The sequence below is a fragment of the Haloarcula laminariae genome (genome assembly GCF_025457605.1).
GTDB classification, from domain to species: Archaea; Halobacteriota; Halobacteria; order Halobacteriales; family Haloarculaceae; genus Haloarcula; species Haloarcula laminariae.
Genome location: NZ_JAMZFY010000001.1, coordinates 1917507 through 1931295, shown reverse-complemented (window position 1 = coordinate 1931295; position 13789 = coordinate 1917507). Strand labels below are relative to the sequence as shown.

Sequence of the window (13789 nt, the reverse complement as noted above, 5' to 3'; positions counted from 1 at the left end):
AACTTCGACGGTTTGTGCAACGGCCGCCACGGAACGTACCGCCCCACTCTGTCGGGGTCGGCGCTGACTGCCCGACCGAGCCCTGCGACGTTCCGAAGTGCCGTTCCCGGGCAAATCAACCCGACTCCGGCGCCCCGCGCCGGGCAACGCTTTTCTCATCCGGCCCCGACGCACCGGTATGTTCGGGTCCCGGACCGGTGACCGCAGATGAGCCACGACGACCGCATCGAAGAGCTACGCGAGCGCAAGGCGGCCGCGGAGCGGGGCGGCGGCGAGGAGCGTATCGAGGCCCAACACGAGAAGGGGAAACTCACCGCCCGCGAGCGCATCGACTACTTCCTCGACGACGACACGTTCGTCGAGATAGACGCCCTGCGCGAACACCGCTCGACGAACTTTGACATGGACGAAAAGCACGTCCCCGGCGACGGCGTCGTCGTCGGCTACGGGAAGGTAAACGGCGAGCGCGTCTACGTCTTCGCCCACGACTTCACCGTCTTCGGCGGGTCGCTGGGGGAGGCCTTCGCCCAGAAGGTCTGTAAGGTGATGGACAAGGCCATCGAGAACGGCGCCCCCATCATCGGGCTGAACGATTCGGCCGGCGCCCGCATCCAGGAGGGCATCGACTCGCTCGCGGGCTATGCCGACATCTTCCACCGGAACCAGAAAGCGAGCGGCGTAGTCCCGCAGATATCGGCCATCATGGGCCCGTGTGCCGGCGGCGCGGTGTACTCCCCCGCCATCACCGACTTCGTCTACATGGTCGAGGAGACCAGCCACATGTTCATCACCGGGCCGGACGTCATCGAGACGGTCACCGGCGAGGAGGTGGGGTTCGACGAGCTCGGCGGCGCGAACACCCACGCCACGGAGTCGGGGGTCGCACACTTCACGGCCGCCGACGAGAAGGACGCGCTGGACGACATCCGCTATCTGCTCTCCTATCTCCCGCCGAACAACGTCGCCGACCCACCCCGCGTCGAGCCCTGGGACGACCCCGAGCGCCGCGACGAGAGCCTGGTCGATACGGTGCCGGACGCCCCGCAGAAACCCTACGACATGACCGAGGTCATCGGGAGCGTCCTCGACGAGGACTCCTTTTTCGAGGTCGCCGAGGGGTTCGCCCGCAACATCATCACCGGCTTCGCCCGACTGGACGGGCATAGCGTCGGCGTCGTCGGCAACCAACCGCGGTTCAACGCGGGGACGCTGGACATCGAAGCGTCGCGGAAGGCCGCCCGGTTCGTCCGCTTCTGTGACGCGTTCAACATCCCCATCATCACCTTCGTCGACGTGCCCGGCTTCATGCCGGGGAAGGACCAGGAGAAAAACGGTATCATCACCCACGGCGCGAAGCTGCTGTACGCCTACAGCGAGGCGACGGTGCCGCTGCTGACGGTCATCACCCGCAAGGCCTACGGCGGTGCCTACGACGTGATGGCCTCGAAGCACATCGGCGCCGACGTCAACTACGCCTGGCCGATGGCCGAAATCGCGGTGATGGGGCCCCAGGGCGCCGTCAACGTCCTCTACAGCGACGAACTGGAGGACGCCGACGACGTCGAGGCCCGCCGCCAACAACTCATCGACGAGTACCGCGACGCCTTCGCGAACCCCTACACCGCCGCCGAGCGGGGCTTCGTCGACGACGTGCTGGAGCCCGCCGAGACACGGCCGCGGCTCATCTCGGACCTGGAGCTGTTGCGGAACAAGCGCAAGGACCAGCCCGACCGCAAACACGGCAACATCCCGCTGTAGCGACGGCCGGCGAGCGCCGGGCGATTCCGTCGTGGGTCACCGTCGGGTGTGAATCCGCCTAGTTTTATGGGGCGAGTCTCAGTATGAGCGAGTATGTTTGATAAGGTGCTCGTCGCCAACCGCGGGGAAATCGCGGTTCGTGTCATGCGCGCGTGCGACGAGTTGGGCATCGGAACGGTCGCGGTCTACTCCGAGGCGGACAAACACTCCGGACACGTTCGCTACGCCGACGAGGCGTACAACGTCGGACCGGCCCGGGCCGCCGACTCCTATCTGGACCAGGAGGCCATCATCGAGACGGCCCAGCAGGCCGACGCCGACGCCATCCACCCCGGCTACGGCTTCCTCGCCGAGAACGCGGACTTCGCCCGGAAGGTCGAGGCCGCCGACGGCGTCACGTGGATCGGCCCCGCCGGCGACGCCATGGAGAAACTCGGGGAGAAGACGAAGGCCCGAAACATCATGCAGGACGCCGACGTGCCCATCGTCCCGGGGACGACCGACCCCGTCACCGAGCCCGAGGAGGTCGTCGAGTTCGGGGAGGAGAACGGGTTCCCCATCGCCATCAAGGCCGAGGGCGGCGGCGGCGGCCGCGGGATGAAAATCGTCCACAGCGCCGACGAGGCCGAGGAGCAACTGGAGTCGGCAAAGCGGGAGGGGGAGGCGTACTTCTCGAACGACTCGGTGTACCTCGAACGCTACCTGGAGAACCCGCGCCACATCGAGGTCCAGATAATCGCCGACCACGAGGGTAACGTCCGCCACCTGGGCGAACGGGACTGCTCGCTCCAGCGCCGTCACCAGAAGGTCATCGAAGAGGGGCCCTCCGCCGCCCTCTCGGACGAGCTCCGTGAGAAAATCGGCGAGGCCGCCCGCCGCGGCGTCCGCGCGGCCGACTACTACAACGCCGGCACCGTCGAGTTCCTCGTCGAGGAGGACCCCGAGCGCGGGCCCGACGAGGTCCTCGGTCCCGATGCGAACTTCTACTTCCTCGAAGTCAACACGCGCATCCAGGTCGAACACTGCGTCACCGAGGAGATAACCGACATCGACATCGTCAAGTGGCAGATTCGGGTCGCCCAGGACGAGCGCCTCTCCTTCGACCAGGACGACGTCGACATCGAGGGCCACGCCATGGAGTTCCGCATCAACGCGGAGAACGCCGCGGAGGACTTCGCGCCGGCAAACAGCGGCGAGCTGGAGGTGTACGACCCGCCCGGCGGCATCGGCGTGCGGATGGACGACGCCCTCCGGCAGGGCGACGAACTCGTCACCGACTACGACTCGATGATAGCGAAGCTCATCGTCTCCGGGAGCGACCGCGAGGAGGTCATCGAGCGCGGGAAGCGGGCGCTCGCTGAGTTCGACATCGAGGGGTTCCCGACGGTCATCCCCTTCCACCGGCTGATGCTCACCGACGAGGAGTTCGTCAACTCCACCCACACGACCAAGTATCTCGACGAGACCCTAGAGAAGTCCCGCATCGAGGACGCCCAGGAGCGGTGGGGTACTGTGACCGAGTCCGCCGGGGACGACGAGGACGAGGAGGTCGTCGAGCGGGAGTTCACCGTCGAGGTCAACGGCAAGCGCTTCGACGTGGACCTGGAGGAGCACGGCGCCCCGCCCATCGACGTCGGCGACGTCGACACCTCCGGCGGCGGGAATCGGCCCGACCGGTCCGGCGGCGGTGGCGGCTCGGGCGACGGCGGTGGCGGCTCCAGCGTCGAGGGCCAGGAGGTCACCGCGGAGATGCAGGGTACTATCCTCGAAGTGAGCGTCGACGAGGGCGACGAAATCGCGGCCGGCGACGTGCTCTGCGTGCTCGAAGCGATGAAGATGGAAAACGACATCGTGGCCGAGCGGGGCGGCGTCGTCAAGGACGTCGCCATCGGCGAGGGCGACTCCGTCGACATGGGCGACCTGCTCTTCGTCATCGGGTCGGAGTAGGTAAACTCTCTATCGTTGTCACGTCCTGCGGTTTCAGGTGTATCTCAAAAACCCTATAACAGTCACCGGGAGAGTTCCTCGGGATGAGACTCAGACGGACTGGAGCGGTCCTCGCGGTCTGCCTGTTCCTGTCAGTTGCCGGGTGTACTGGATTGGCTCTGGAGGAGGAGAGCGCTTTCGTCGCGGGCGAAGCGAACGTGACCGGGGCGGACGAACTGGCCTACACCCACAACACGACTGAGTGGCAAAACGTCACCCGCTCCGTCGAAGCCGCCGGGCAGGAGCGGGAAGTGACGGTGTCGAACCGCGGGGAGCTGTTCGTCGCCCGGAACGCGGACGGCTCGCCCGGGGCGGCGTTCGCCATCGTTAGCTCGCCCCAGATTCGGCTGGCCGGTCAGGAGATGAATCCGGTCGCCGGCTGGTCACAGCGGGACCTCCTGACGGAGTTCTCCGGGCAGTTCAACCAGTACGGGAACCTGACTGACGTCGAGGAGCGGGAGACGCGACAGGTCACGATGCTGGGGACGGAGGCCGACATGCGGGTGTTCAACGCGACCATGGACGGCGACGACGGCGAGACCCACGACGTAGTCGTCAGCGTCGCGAAAGTCAAGCACGAGGGGGATTACGTCGTCGTGGTCGGCATCCGGGGGCTGAACGGCGCCGACCTGTCTGCGACAAGCGGTGACACCGAGACCCTCGTCCGCGAGCTCGAACACGATAGTACCAGTTGAAACGTACACACCGACTGGACCGCTGTCGCGTAGTCGGGTGTGCAGTTCGACGACTACTGTCGTCGGGGTGCCCGCGATGGCGCGCGCTTTTTTAGGCCACCGGGTCTACCGGGGCCCATGCAAGAGACACGCGAGCGGGTTCTCGCCGCCGTCGCCGACGGGCCGGTCTCCGGGCCGGACATCGCCGCCCGGCTCGACGTCTCCCGGGCGGCCGTCTGGAAACACGTCGAGGCGCTCCGCGAGGCGGGCTTCGCTATCACGAGCGAGGACGACGGCTACGCGCTCACCGGGGTCCCCGACTTCGGCGGGCCGGCCGTGGCCCACGAACTCGACGCGCCGTACGAGATAGAGTACCACGAGTCCATCCCGAGTACGAACGCCCGCGCCCGGGAGCTCGCCGACCAGGGCGCGAGCGACGTGGTCGTGCTGGCGGACGAACAGACCGGCGGGCGCGGCCGGCTCGACCGGGAGTGGCACTCCCCCAGCGGCGGCATCTGGCTCTCGGTCCTCTTTCGGCCCGACGTCCCGATGGCGGGCGCGCCGGTCTTTACCCTCGCGGCGGCCGTCGCGGTCACCCGCGCGGCCCGCGAGGCCGGCGTCGAGGCGGTCATCAAGTGGCCCAACGACGTGCTCGTCGAGGTCGGCGGGGAGGAGCGCAAACTCGTCGGCATCCTCACCGAGATGGAGGGCGAGGCCGACCGCGTCTCGTGGGTCATCGTCGGCATCGGCATCAACGCGAACGTCGACCCCGGCGCGCTCCCGAGCGGGGCCGCCGCGACGAGCCTCTCGGCGGTCCGGGGCGAGCCGGTCGACCGGCGGCGGTTCACCCAGCGGGTGCTGGAGGCGTTCGACACGCTCGGGACGGACAGGGACGCCATCCTCGACGCGTGGCGCGAGTACGCCTCGACGCTGGGGCGGACAGTCCGAATCGACACCCCCGACGGGGAGGTCGTCGGCGAGGCCGTCGACATCGCGTATCCGGGGTCGCTGGTCGTCGATACGGGCGAGGAGCGGGTCACCGTCGCCGCCGGCGACTGCGACCACCTCCGGCCGCTATGACTCCGCCCGCTCGCCCTCGGGCTCGCTGACCGGCACCGTCACGACCGGCATCGGCGCGGTCCGAATGACGCGCTCGGCGACGCTGCCAAGCAGCAGCCGGTCGATGCCGCCCCGGCCGTGGGTGCCCATCGCGATGGCGTCACAGTCGTGCTCGTCGGCGTAGTCGACGATTTCGCGGCTGGGGTTTCCCTCCCTGATGGCGGTTTCGACGGGCGCGTCACTGACCATCTCGGTGAACTCGTCGACCGCCTGCTCCCCCTCTTCCCGCATCAGTCCCGACACGCCCTCCCAGGTCGTCTCGACCGGAAGCGTCGCGAAGCTGCCGGTATCGACGACGTAGAGGGCGTGCAGCTCCGCCCCGTGAACGTCGGAGAGTTCCCGCGCGTGGTCGGCGACTGTCGCTATGCTGGGTGACCCGTCCGTCGGTACCAGTATCCGGTCGTACATGGTTGATTGTTGGACGGCCGACAGTATAGTATTTGGTATGGTTTCTCATGCCATTGGTTTCTACTTCGCCAGGACGACCCGCTCGACGTCCGCCGTCTCGGCCCGCCGTACCACCGCTCGGACCGGGTCGCGGACGCCGGCCAGGTTGTCGGAGTCCCCGTCCAGCACGCAGAGGCGCGCCGGCCGGCCCGGCTCGATGAGCCCGCCGTCCAACCCGGCGATTTCGGCGCCGTTGACCGTCGCCATGCGCAGGATTTCGCGGGCGGGGAGGTCGTACAGCTGCGAGGTCAGGGCCATCTCGCGGAACATCGAGGGGCTGTTGAGAAAGACGTTGTCCGTGCCCAGCGCGACGGTCGTTCGCTCGGCCAGCGCCTCGACCGGCGGCTGGCCGACGCCGGTGGTGCAGTTCGACCGCGGGCAGACGACGACGGGTATCTCGCTGTCGGCGACTCGTTCCATGTGGAGCGCCTCGGCGTGGACCATGTGGACCAGGAAGTCCGGGTCGAGGTCCAGCGCGGGGTTGATGTCGGCGCTGTCGACCTCGCCCGCGTGGATGCCAAAGAGCTTCCCGGCCTCGCGGGTCGCCCGCCGCTCCGCGGCGAAGTCCGCGTCGTTGGCCCCGCTGGCGCCGAAGCCGTCGGCCGCCTCCATCGCCTCGGTCGTCTCGCGGCCGAGGACGACGCTCTCCAGGTCAGACCCCTCCAGCGCCGCCCTGATGGCCTCCACGCCGTCGACGCCGCCCTCCCGGAACTCCAGGAAGGCGCCGGTACCCGAGTTCGCCATGTACGACAGCGACCGGGCCATCGCGGAGACCAGCTCCTCGCGGTCGGCCTGCCTGAGGAGGCGGTGTTTCAGCCCGTCCGGCGGGGCGACTAGCTCCTCCAGGGTGAGCCCCTCGCCGGCCTCCTTGGCGATGGAGTCGCCGATGTGGGTGTGGGCGTTGACGAAGGCCGGACAGACGATGGCGTCGCCGTCGACGCTGGCTTCCTCGACGGCCGTTATCTCGCCGTCCTCGACGACGATGCGACCCTCGACCGGCTCGAACTCGCGACCACGGAGAACGGTTCCCTCGATAATCATACCCGTACGTCCCCGCGTGGCTCAGTTAAACTCATCGAGGGTCGCGTGGATTCCCCGCCGCACGTCGCGGATGCGGGTCCCGTCGAGGGCCAGCCCGAGCTCGCGGACGGCCGCCTCGCCGACGCGCTCGCTGTCGGCCGGCGGCGCGTACACGCCGAGGCGCCACTGGTCGGTCTGTGCGGCCCGAATCGCGTTGACCAGCGTCGACTGCTCGCTCAGCCGGCGTATCTCCCCGTTGACGAGGACGCGACTGGACGACTCCGTCATCGAGGGCGCGTCGGGGATATCGAGGACGACGGCCGGCGGCGCGACGTTTGCGGCGTCGGCTATCTCCCGCTCGAGCTCCCGGACCGCCTCGTGGTCGGCCGCCAGTAGCTCGTCCGGGACGGCCTGGCGTTCGGCCCACACCGCCCGCTTGAACAGGTCCCGCTCGCTCAGTCGCCGGGCGTACGCGCTGGTGGCGTCGCTGTTCCGCAGCCCCACCAGCAGGTCGCAGTCGTCCCACCGCCGCAGTTCCCGGGCGGTTACGTCGGTCTCGGCCAGCAGCCGATCGGTCCCGCGGCGCAGCATCGACTTCGCGATGCGGGCGACGTGGTGGGCGTAGACGGTGGGGTTCATCAGCGCCCGCGCGAGCAGCAGCGACTCGGCCGTCTGGACGTTCCCCTCGTCGAGCACCAGGCTCCCATCGACGAAGCGAAGCTCCCGGACCAGCCGCTCGTGGTCGATGGTGCCGTAGGGGACGCCGGTGTGGTGGGCGTCCCGGACCAGGTAGTCCATCCGGTCGACGTCGAGTTCGCCCGAGACGAGCTGCCCGAGCTCGCCGTCGCCCCCGACCAGCCCCGCGACCTTCGACGGCGAGAGGTCGTGGTCCGCGAGTACGCGCGCAACCTCGCCGCTGTCGAGCAACTCCTCGACGTCGTCGTGGTACTTCCCTGTCTTGCGGTGGACTATCTCCTCGATGTTGTGGCTGTACGGCGAGTGCCCCACGTCGTGCAGCAGGGCGGCCGCCCGCACCCGTTCGGCCTGTCGGCCTTCGATGCCGAGGTGGGAGAGCGCGCGGTCGGCCAGGTGATAGACCCCAAGGGAGTGTTCGAAGCGGGTGTGGTTGGCCGAAGGGTAGACCATCGTCACCGTCCCCAGCTGTTTGACCCGGCGGAGCCGCTGGACGGGCGGGGTCTCCAGCAGGTCGGCGGCGACGCCCTCGACCGCGATGTGGTCGTGGACGCTGTCCTTGATGGTGGTCATACGACCCAGTTGGCCGCCGGCGGGCAAAACAGTACTCCCGGACTGGGGCTACAGGCGGGCGACGGTACTCAACAGCGACAGCAGTTCGTCTTCGGTGGCGTTGCCCGCCTGGACGGCGTCGGCCGGCTCGCGCCCCTGCTCCCGGACCGTCTCGATGGCCCGCCGCGGACCGTAATCCCGGTTGTAGACGAGCCACGCGGCGAGCGCCTGCCCGGTCCGGCCGATACCGGCCAGACAGTGGACGACCACGGGCTCCTCGGCGGCCCGGCTGTCGGCCAGGAACGGGAGTATCTCGTCGACCAGCACGGACTCGGGGACCAGGTGGTGGTCACGAACCGGCGCGTGCAGGACGTTCGCCTCGCCGAACGTCGCCGCGTAGTGGTCGAGGACGGCCCCACGGTCGTCCAGTTGGCAGCCAGTCAGGAGACAGCAGACCCGCTCGATACCCTCCGCTCGCATGAACTCGACCCAGTCGTCGATGGCCTCGTCGCGGCCGGCGGCCGAATGCCAGCCCGGCGTACAGGCCCCGTAGACGAACGTCTCGTCGGGGGCCGCGGGCGCGAATCGGTGTGCGTTCACAGTGGAATGACCCCAACAGGTCAACGGTCAGAGTGGACGGTCTTGAGTCTACCCGCGCAGTTCTCAGCAGTGATTCTCAGACGGCTGATACGACTCCGGTCGCAGGGCCATGTTTATACTCCCCGTCTCCCCTACGTCGGCGTATGGTTACGTTCCTCGCCGGCGGGACCGGGACGCCGAAGCTGCTCGCCGGCGCCGGCGACGTGTTCGCGCCCGACCGGACGGCGGTCGTCGCCAACACCGGCGACGATATCGAACTCGGCGGCCACCTCGTCTGTCCCGACCTCGACACGATGCTCTTTCTCGACGGCGGCGAACTCGACCGGGAGACCTGGTGGGGAATCGCCGACGACTCCGCGGCCACGCACGACGAACTCCACCGGCTCGCGGCGGCGGCCGACCTCCCGACGGGCCCCCAGTATCTCCCGGAGGCCGCACAGACCGCCGGCCGGGATATCGCCCGCCACCGGCGCTTCTCCGGCGTCGGGGAGTTCATGCACATCGGAGACCGGGACCGCGCGGTCCACATCACGCGCACCTCGCTGCTCGACGCCGGCCGCTCCCTGACCGAGGCGACCCGGCGGCTGGCCGACGCGTTCGGACTGGAGCGGGAACTCCTGCCGATGAGCGACGACCCCGTGGCGACGATGATTCACACGCCGAAGGGACCGATGCACTTCCAGGAGTGGTGGGTCGGCCGGAACGGCGAACCGCCCGTCCAGGACGTCGAGTTCCGGGGCGGCGACCGGGCGGCTGCGACACCGGCCGTCCTCGACGCCCTCGACGACCCCGTCGTCGTCGGCCCGTCGAACCCCGTCACCTCGCTCGGGCCGATGCTCGCCGTCGGCGGTATCCGCGAGGCGCTGGCCGACACGCCAGTGGTCGCAGTCTCCCCATTCGTCGAGGACCGGGTGTTCTCCGGCCCCGCCGCCGACCTGATGGCCGGCGTCGGGCGGGACCCGAGTACGACGGGCGTCGCCGAAGCCTACCCCTTCGCCGACGCGTTCGTCCTCGACAGCGACGACGGGACCGAGCTCGACCGCCCGGTCGTACGGACTGACACGGCGCTGGACACCGAGGCCGATTCGGACAGAGTTGCCCGTGCCGTGGCAGACGCGCTCGCGGAGGTGGCCTGATGTTCCGCCCGCGGGTCGCCCTGGCGAGTCTCAGCGGCGAGGCCGACGCCGACTGGGCGCGGGCCGTCACCGACCACGTCGGCTGTGCCTTCCTGGGCGGCATCGCGCTGGACGAGGCCACGCGTGAAGCCGCCCGGGAGATGACCGACCGGGACCGCTCGGAGTTCCTCCCCGAGGACCCGATTGCGTTCGTCGACACACAGCTCGGCGCGCTGGCCGATGCGCCACTCCAGGCGGCGTTCAACGTCCGAAGCGCCACGCTCGGTCCCGTCGAACGGGCGGCCGCGGTCTGTCGCGACCGCGGCGCTGTCCTCGAACTGAACGCCCACTGCCGACAGGCGGAGATGTGTGCCGCCGGCGCCGGTGAGACGCTGCTGCGGGACCCCGACGCGCTGGCCCGGCAGGTCCGGACCGCCGCCGACGCCGGGGCCGCCGTCTCGGTGAAGGTCCGGGCCGAGGTCGACGGCGTCGCCCTTCCAGACCTCGCCCGCCGCATCGAGGACGCCGGCGCCGACGCGGTCCACGTCGACGCGATGGACTCGGAACCCGTCGTCGCCGACATCGCCGACGCGACCGACCTGTTCGTCATCGCGAACAACGGCGTCCGCGGCCGAGCGACGGCCGCGGAGTACTTCGAGTACGGCGCCGACGCCGTGAGCGTCGGCCGGCCGAGCGACGACCCCGAGGTGCTGGCGGCGGTCCGCGAGGCGGCCAACGACTGGTTCAGCCAGGAGGTCACCGGATGAGCGACCGTACAGCGACCCAGAACGCCGAGCTCGCGCTCTTGCTGGAGGTCGCCGGGACGCCGAAACCCGGCAACGTCGACCGACGGCGGGACTTCGACGACCTCCGGTTCGAACACTTCATGGCCGGCGCGGTCGGCGCCCGACCCGGGCTGGCGCTGGCGGCTGACGGCGAGCCCGTGGGCCGGGCCTTCGAGCGGGCCGTCGCCGGGATGGCCGACCAGTCGGCCGGGAACACGCAGTTCGGCGCCCTGCTCATGCTTTCCCCGCTGGTGGCCGCCGCCAGCGACGGGGACCTGACGCCCTCTGGCGCGGATACAGTAGTCCGTGACACCACCGTCGCCGACGCCGCCGACTTCTACCGGGCCTTCGAGTACGTCGATGTGGCCGTCGACGACCCGCCCGACGGCATGGAGCCCCTGGACGTGCGCCGCGGGAGCGAGGCGGTTCCGACCCTGGAGGAACGCGGGCTCACGCTGTTCGACGTCATGACCCGGAGCGCCGACGTGGACGGCGTCGCCGCCGAGTGGGTCGGCGAGTTCGGACGCGTCTTCGACGCCGCGGAGTGGATATTGGCCGACGACGGGCCAGTCACCGACAGCGCCTCGCGGGCGTTCGTCAGGCTGCTGGCCGAGGAGGTCGACACCTTCGTCGTGACGCGCAACGGGTCCGACGCGGCGGCCGAGGTACAGCGCCGGGCACGGGCGGTGCTGGACGGCGACGAAGACGCCGCGGCGCTGGCCGACGAGCTGGTCGAGCGCGACATCAACCCGGGGACGACGGCCGACCTGGTCGCCGGCGCGCTGTTCGTCGCGCTCGAACGGGGGCTGGTCGTCTGATGGCCGCCGAGTGGCCCGCCGAGCTGGCCGGCGTCACCGAGTCCGTGGTGACGACGCTCGGCCCGAACGAGCTGTACAACGTCGCCGCGCTGGGGCTGGCGGAGCCGGACGACGAGGGCCGGGTGACGGCGACGACCTGGGGACGTACCCGGACCTGGCGGAACTTCGGCGAGCGCGGCGAGGGGTACGTCCAGTTCACGCGGGACCCGATGGACTTCGTCGAGGCGGCGCTGTCGGTCCGCGAGGAGTCGGAGCCGGTGCTTGCCAGCGCCGACGCGTGGGTCCGGGTCGGCGTCGAGCGCCTCGACGAGGGCGAAGACGGCGGGACCCAGTGGGTCGAGTGGGCGCTCGTCCCCGAGGAATCCGAAACCGAGCGCCGCGTCGTCCCCACGACGAACCGAGGCCACGCCGCCGTCGTCGAAGCGACAGTCGCGGCCTCGCGGCTGGACGTCCTGGCCTACGACCGCGAGACGATGCTGGACCGGCTCCGGTACTTCGAGTCGGTCGTCGAGACGGCCGGGAGCGAGCGCGAACGGGCCGCGTTTGACCGGCTTCGCGAGCTGGTCGACGCCGAGTGGTAGCGGGCAGGCGACACGGATTCCGTGGCCAGGTGCCACCGTTCGGTGGCGTGCTGTGTCGCACAACCGCTTGACACGCCACCGTTACGGTCAGGTCACGGGGGGTCTGGTTCCGCGGCGGGTGATAAACGTTCGCGCTCGGTTACGAAGTCGAACCCTTTTTGAAGGCAAGCAGGCAACATTGGCGCATGGCAATCAAACCCGCCTACGTCAAGAAGACAGGGCGACTCATCATGGAGAAGTACCCCGACGCCTTCGGTGCCGACTTCGAGCACAACAAGGAGGTCGTCACCGAGGTCACGAACATCGAGTCCAAGGGCGTCCGCAACCGCATCGCCGGCTACGTCACGCGCAAGTACAACCGCCCGGTCGAAGCGTAATCGGTCTTCTCTCTACTGTACTCTATCGGCCCATAGCGACGGCTACTGGTCGGGACGGCGCTCCTCTTCGGCGTCGTCGGCTTGCTCCGTCTCGCCCCCGGCGGTCCGACTGTCGGACTGACGCTTCCGGTGAATGATGCCCTGCATGTTGGCGGTGTTGGCGGCGATTTCGCGGAAGGCGTCGCCGGTCGCGCTGTCGTCGTCCAGCACGAGCGGCTCGCCGCTGTCGCCGCCCTCGCGGACGGCGGGGTCGAGTGGCACCTCGCCGAGGAACGGCATGTCGGTCTCGTCGGCAAACTCGTGGCCCCCGCCGCTGCCGAAGATGTCGTGGCTGCCCCCACAGTCGGGACAGACGAACGAGGACATGTTCTCGACGATGCCGAGTACCGGGGTCTCGTGGCGGCCGAACATCTTGAGCCCCTTTCGCGCGTCGTCGAGGGCGACTTCCTGCGGCGTGGTGACGATGACGGCCCCCGAGACGGGGACCCGCTGGAGCATCGTCAGCTGGGTGTCGCCGGTGCCCGGCGGCAGGTCCACTATCATGTAGTCGAGCGTGCCCCAGAGCACGTCGGACCAGAGCTGGGTGAGGACGTTGTCGACCATCGGCCCGCGGAAGATGACCGGGTCGTCCTTGCCGACGAGGAAGTCCATGCTCATCAGCTTCATCCCGTACTTCTCGACGGGGATTATCTCGTCGTCCTCGGTGGCCTGCGGGGCCTCGTCGGCGTCCAGCATCCGCGGGACGTTCGGCCCGTAGACGTCGGCGTCGAAGAGGCCGACGCGAGCGCCAAGCCGGGAGAGGCCGGCGGCGAGGTTGACGGCGATGGTCGACTTGCCGACGCCGCCCTTCCCCGAGGCGACGGCGATGACGTTTCTGACGTTCGGCAGGGGGTCTTCCTCCTCGGTGACGCCGCGGTCGACGCTCGCCGAGAGGTCGATGCGCCGGTCGAGGTCCGAGAGCGCCTCCCGGACGGCGTTTGCCATCCCCGTCTCCGTGGGCGAGTAGGGCGCACCGAGCGCGAGGTCGATGCGTATCTCCTCGTCGTCTATCTCGATGCTGTTGACCAGCCCCAGTGTCACGATGTCGTCGCTCAGGTCCGGGTCCTCGACGTCCCGGAGCCGCTCGCGCACCTCGGCTTCGTTCATACGTCCGGTAGGCCGTGGAGGTGCGATAAGGATTGTGACGTAGGAGCCGTCGAACAGCGCGAGACGGCTCCGAACGAGCGGGGAGAGCGGGGCGCGAAGCGCCCCGAGCTAGCGGTGT

14 protein-coding genes are annotated in these 13789 nt (G+C 69.3%); 9 read left to right on the top strand and 5 right to left on the bottom strand.

Annotated elements, in window-relative coordinates; translation table 11 throughout:
- Positions 1-207: 207 nt before the first annotated feature.
- The 4 genes from NJQ98_RS09910 to NJQ98_RS09895 all read left to right on the top strand — a co-directional run bounded on the left by NJQ98_RS09910 (position 208) and on the right by NJQ98_RS09895 (position 5498).
- Positions 208-1758: an acyl-CoA carboxylase subunit beta gene (locus NJQ98_RS09910; RefSeq protein WP_262178130.1), complete on the top strand. Its 1551-nt coding sequence runs from the start codon at positions 208-210 to the stop codon at positions 1756-1758.
- 93 nt (positions 1759-1851) lie between these two features.
- Entirely contained in the window at positions 1852-3705 is a 1854-nt protein-coding gene (locus NJQ98_RS09905; RefSeq protein ID WP_262178128.1) for an acetyl/propionyl/methylcrotonyl-CoA carboxylase subunit alpha, read from the top strand.
- Positions 3706-3788: 83 nt separating this feature from the next.
- Positions 3789-4439, top strand: coding sequence for a DUF6517 family protein (locus NJQ98_RS09900; RefSeq protein WP_262178127.1), 651 nt, complete (start codon positions 3789-3791; stop codon positions 4437-4439).
- 117 nt (positions 4440-4556) lie between these two features.
- Positions 4557-5498, top strand: a complete 942-nt coding sequence (locus NJQ98_RS09895; RefSeq protein ID WP_262178125.1) for a biotin--[acetyl-CoA-carboxylase] ligase — start codon at positions 4557-4559, stop codon at positions 5496-5498.
- On the opposite strand, the gene NJQ98_RS09890 is transcribed toward NJQ98_RS09895, so the two are convergent.
- From NJQ98_RS09890 to NJQ98_RS09875, 4 genes are read right to left on the bottom strand one after another with little or no spacing between them, the layout of a single operon-like run.
- Positions 5493-5945 carry a universal stress protein gene (locus NJQ98_RS09890; RefSeq protein ID WP_262178123.1) on the bottom strand — a complete coding sequence of 151 codons (453 nt, stop codon included), beginning with the start codon at positions 5943-5945 and terminating at the stop codon, positions 5493-5495. The two genes, NJQ98_RS09895 and NJQ98_RS09890, sit on opposite strands and share 6 nt — an antisense overlap.
- A gap of 60 nt (positions 5946-6005) precedes the next feature.
- On the bottom strand, positions 6006-7025 hold the full coding sequence (locus NJQ98_RS09885) for an amidohydrolase family protein (RefSeq protein ID WP_262178122.1): 1020 nt from the start codon (positions 7023-7025) through the stop codon (positions 6006-6008).
- 21 nt (positions 7026-7046) lie between these two features.
- Positions 7047-8270: an HD domain-containing protein gene (locus NJQ98_RS09880; protein ID WP_262178120.1), complete on the bottom strand. Its 1224-nt coding sequence runs from the start codon at positions 8268-8270 to the stop codon at positions 7047-7049.
- 48 nt (positions 8271-8318) lie between these two features.
- The gene (locus tag NJQ98_RS09875) at positions 8319-8849 is read right to left on the bottom strand and encodes a protein-tyrosine phosphatase family protein (protein ID WP_262178118.1); all 531 of its coding nucleotides are present in this window, start codon (positions 8847-8849) and stop codon (positions 8319-8321) included.
- A 143-nt stretch (positions 8850-8992) separates the two neighbouring features.
- Between NJQ98_RS09875 and cofD the strand changes: the two genes are divergently transcribed.
- The 5 genes from cofD (at position 8993) to NJQ98_RS09850 (ending at position 12525) form a co-directional block, all read left to right on the top strand.
- Entirely contained in the window at positions 8993-9985 is a 993-nt protein-coding gene (gene cofD / locus NJQ98_RS09870; RefSeq protein WP_262178116.1) for a 2-phospho-L-lactate transferase, read from the top strand.
- Positions 9985-10731, top strand: coding sequence for a tRNA-dihydrouridine synthase (locus NJQ98_RS09865; RefSeq protein WP_262178114.1), 747 nt, complete (start codon positions 9985-9987; stop codon positions 10729-10731). The genes cofD and NJQ98_RS09865 overlap by 1 nt, the downstream gene beginning before the upstream one ends.
- Entirely contained in the window at positions 10728-11567 is an 840-nt protein-coding gene (locus NJQ98_RS09860; RefSeq protein ID WP_262178113.1) for a triphosphoribosyl-dephospho-CoA synthase, read from the top strand. Before NJQ98_RS09865 ends, NJQ98_RS09860 begins: the two co-directional genes overlap by 4 nt.
- Entirely contained in the window at positions 11567-12148 is a 582-nt protein-coding gene (locus tag NJQ98_RS09855; protein WP_262178111.1) for a DUF447 domain-containing protein, read from the top strand. Before NJQ98_RS09860 ends, NJQ98_RS09855 begins: the two co-directional genes overlap by 1 nt.
- A 185-nt stretch (positions 12149-12333) precedes the next feature.
- Positions 12334-12525: a 30S ribosomal protein S17e gene (locus NJQ98_RS09850; RefSeq protein ID WP_220587714.1), complete on the top strand. Its 192-nt coding sequence runs from the start codon at positions 12334-12336 to the stop codon at positions 12523-12525.
- A 42-nt stretch (positions 12526-12567) separates the two neighbouring features.
- Here the strand turns inward: NJQ98_RS09850 and NJQ98_RS09845 are convergent, their stop codons facing one another.
- Positions 12568-13671 carry an Mrp/NBP35 family ATP-binding protein gene (locus NJQ98_RS09845; RefSeq protein WP_262178108.1) on the bottom strand — a complete coding sequence of 368 codons (1104 nt, stop codon included), beginning with the start codon at positions 13669-13671 and terminating at the stop codon, positions 12568-12570.
- Positions 13672-13789: the final 118 nt, after the last annotated feature.

Coding starts and splice junctions, on each gene's coding strand:
- NJQ98_RS09910 (WP_262178130.1), top strand. CDS start 208: ATGAGCCACGACGACCGCATCGAAGAGCTACGCGAGCGCAAGGCGGCC.
- NJQ98_RS09905 (WP_262178128.1), top strand. CDS start 1,852: ATGTTTGATAAGGTGCTCGTCGCCAACCGCGGGGAAATCGCGGTTCGT.
- NJQ98_RS09900 (WP_262178127.1), top strand. CDS start 3,789: ATGAGACTCAGACGGACTGGAGCGGTCCTCGCGGTCTGCCTGTTCCTG.
- NJQ98_RS09895 (WP_262178125.1), top strand. CDS start 4,557: ATGCAAGAGACACGCGAGCGGGTTCTCGCCGCCGTCGCCGACGGGCCG.
- NJQ98_RS09890 (WP_262178123.1), bottom strand. CDS start 5,945: ATGTACGACCGGATACTGGTACCGACGGACGGGTCACCCAGCATAGCG.
- NJQ98_RS09885 (WP_262178122.1), bottom strand. CDS start 7,025: ATGATTATCGAGGGAACCGTTCTCCGTGGTCGCGAGTTCGAGCCGGTC.
- NJQ98_RS09880 (WP_262178120.1), bottom strand. CDS start 8,270: ATGACCACCATCAAGGACAGCGTCCACGACCACATCGCGGTCGAGGGC.
- cofD (WP_262178116.1), top strand. CDS start 8,993: ATGGTTACGTTCCTCGCCGGCGGGACCGGGACGCCGAAGCTGCTCGCC.
- NJQ98_RS09865 (WP_262178114.1), top strand. CDS start 9,985: ATGTTCCGCCCGCGGGTCGCCCTGGCGAGTCTCAGCGGCGAGGCCGAC.
- NJQ98_RS09860 (WP_262178113.1), top strand. CDS start 10,728: ATGAGCGACCGTACAGCGACCCAGAACGCCGAGCTCGCGCTCTTGCTG.
- NJQ98_RS09855 (WP_262178111.1), top strand. CDS start 11,567: ATGGCCGCCGAGTGGCCCGCCGAGCTGGCCGGCGTCACCGAGTCCGTG.
- NJQ98_RS09850 (WP_220587714.1), top strand. CDS start 12,334: ATGGCAATCAAACCCGCCTACGTCAAGAAGACAGGGCGACTCATCATG.
- NJQ98_RS09845 (WP_262178108.1), bottom strand. CDS start 13,671: ATGAACGAAGCCGAGGTGCGCGAGCGGCTCCGGGACGTCGAGGACCCG.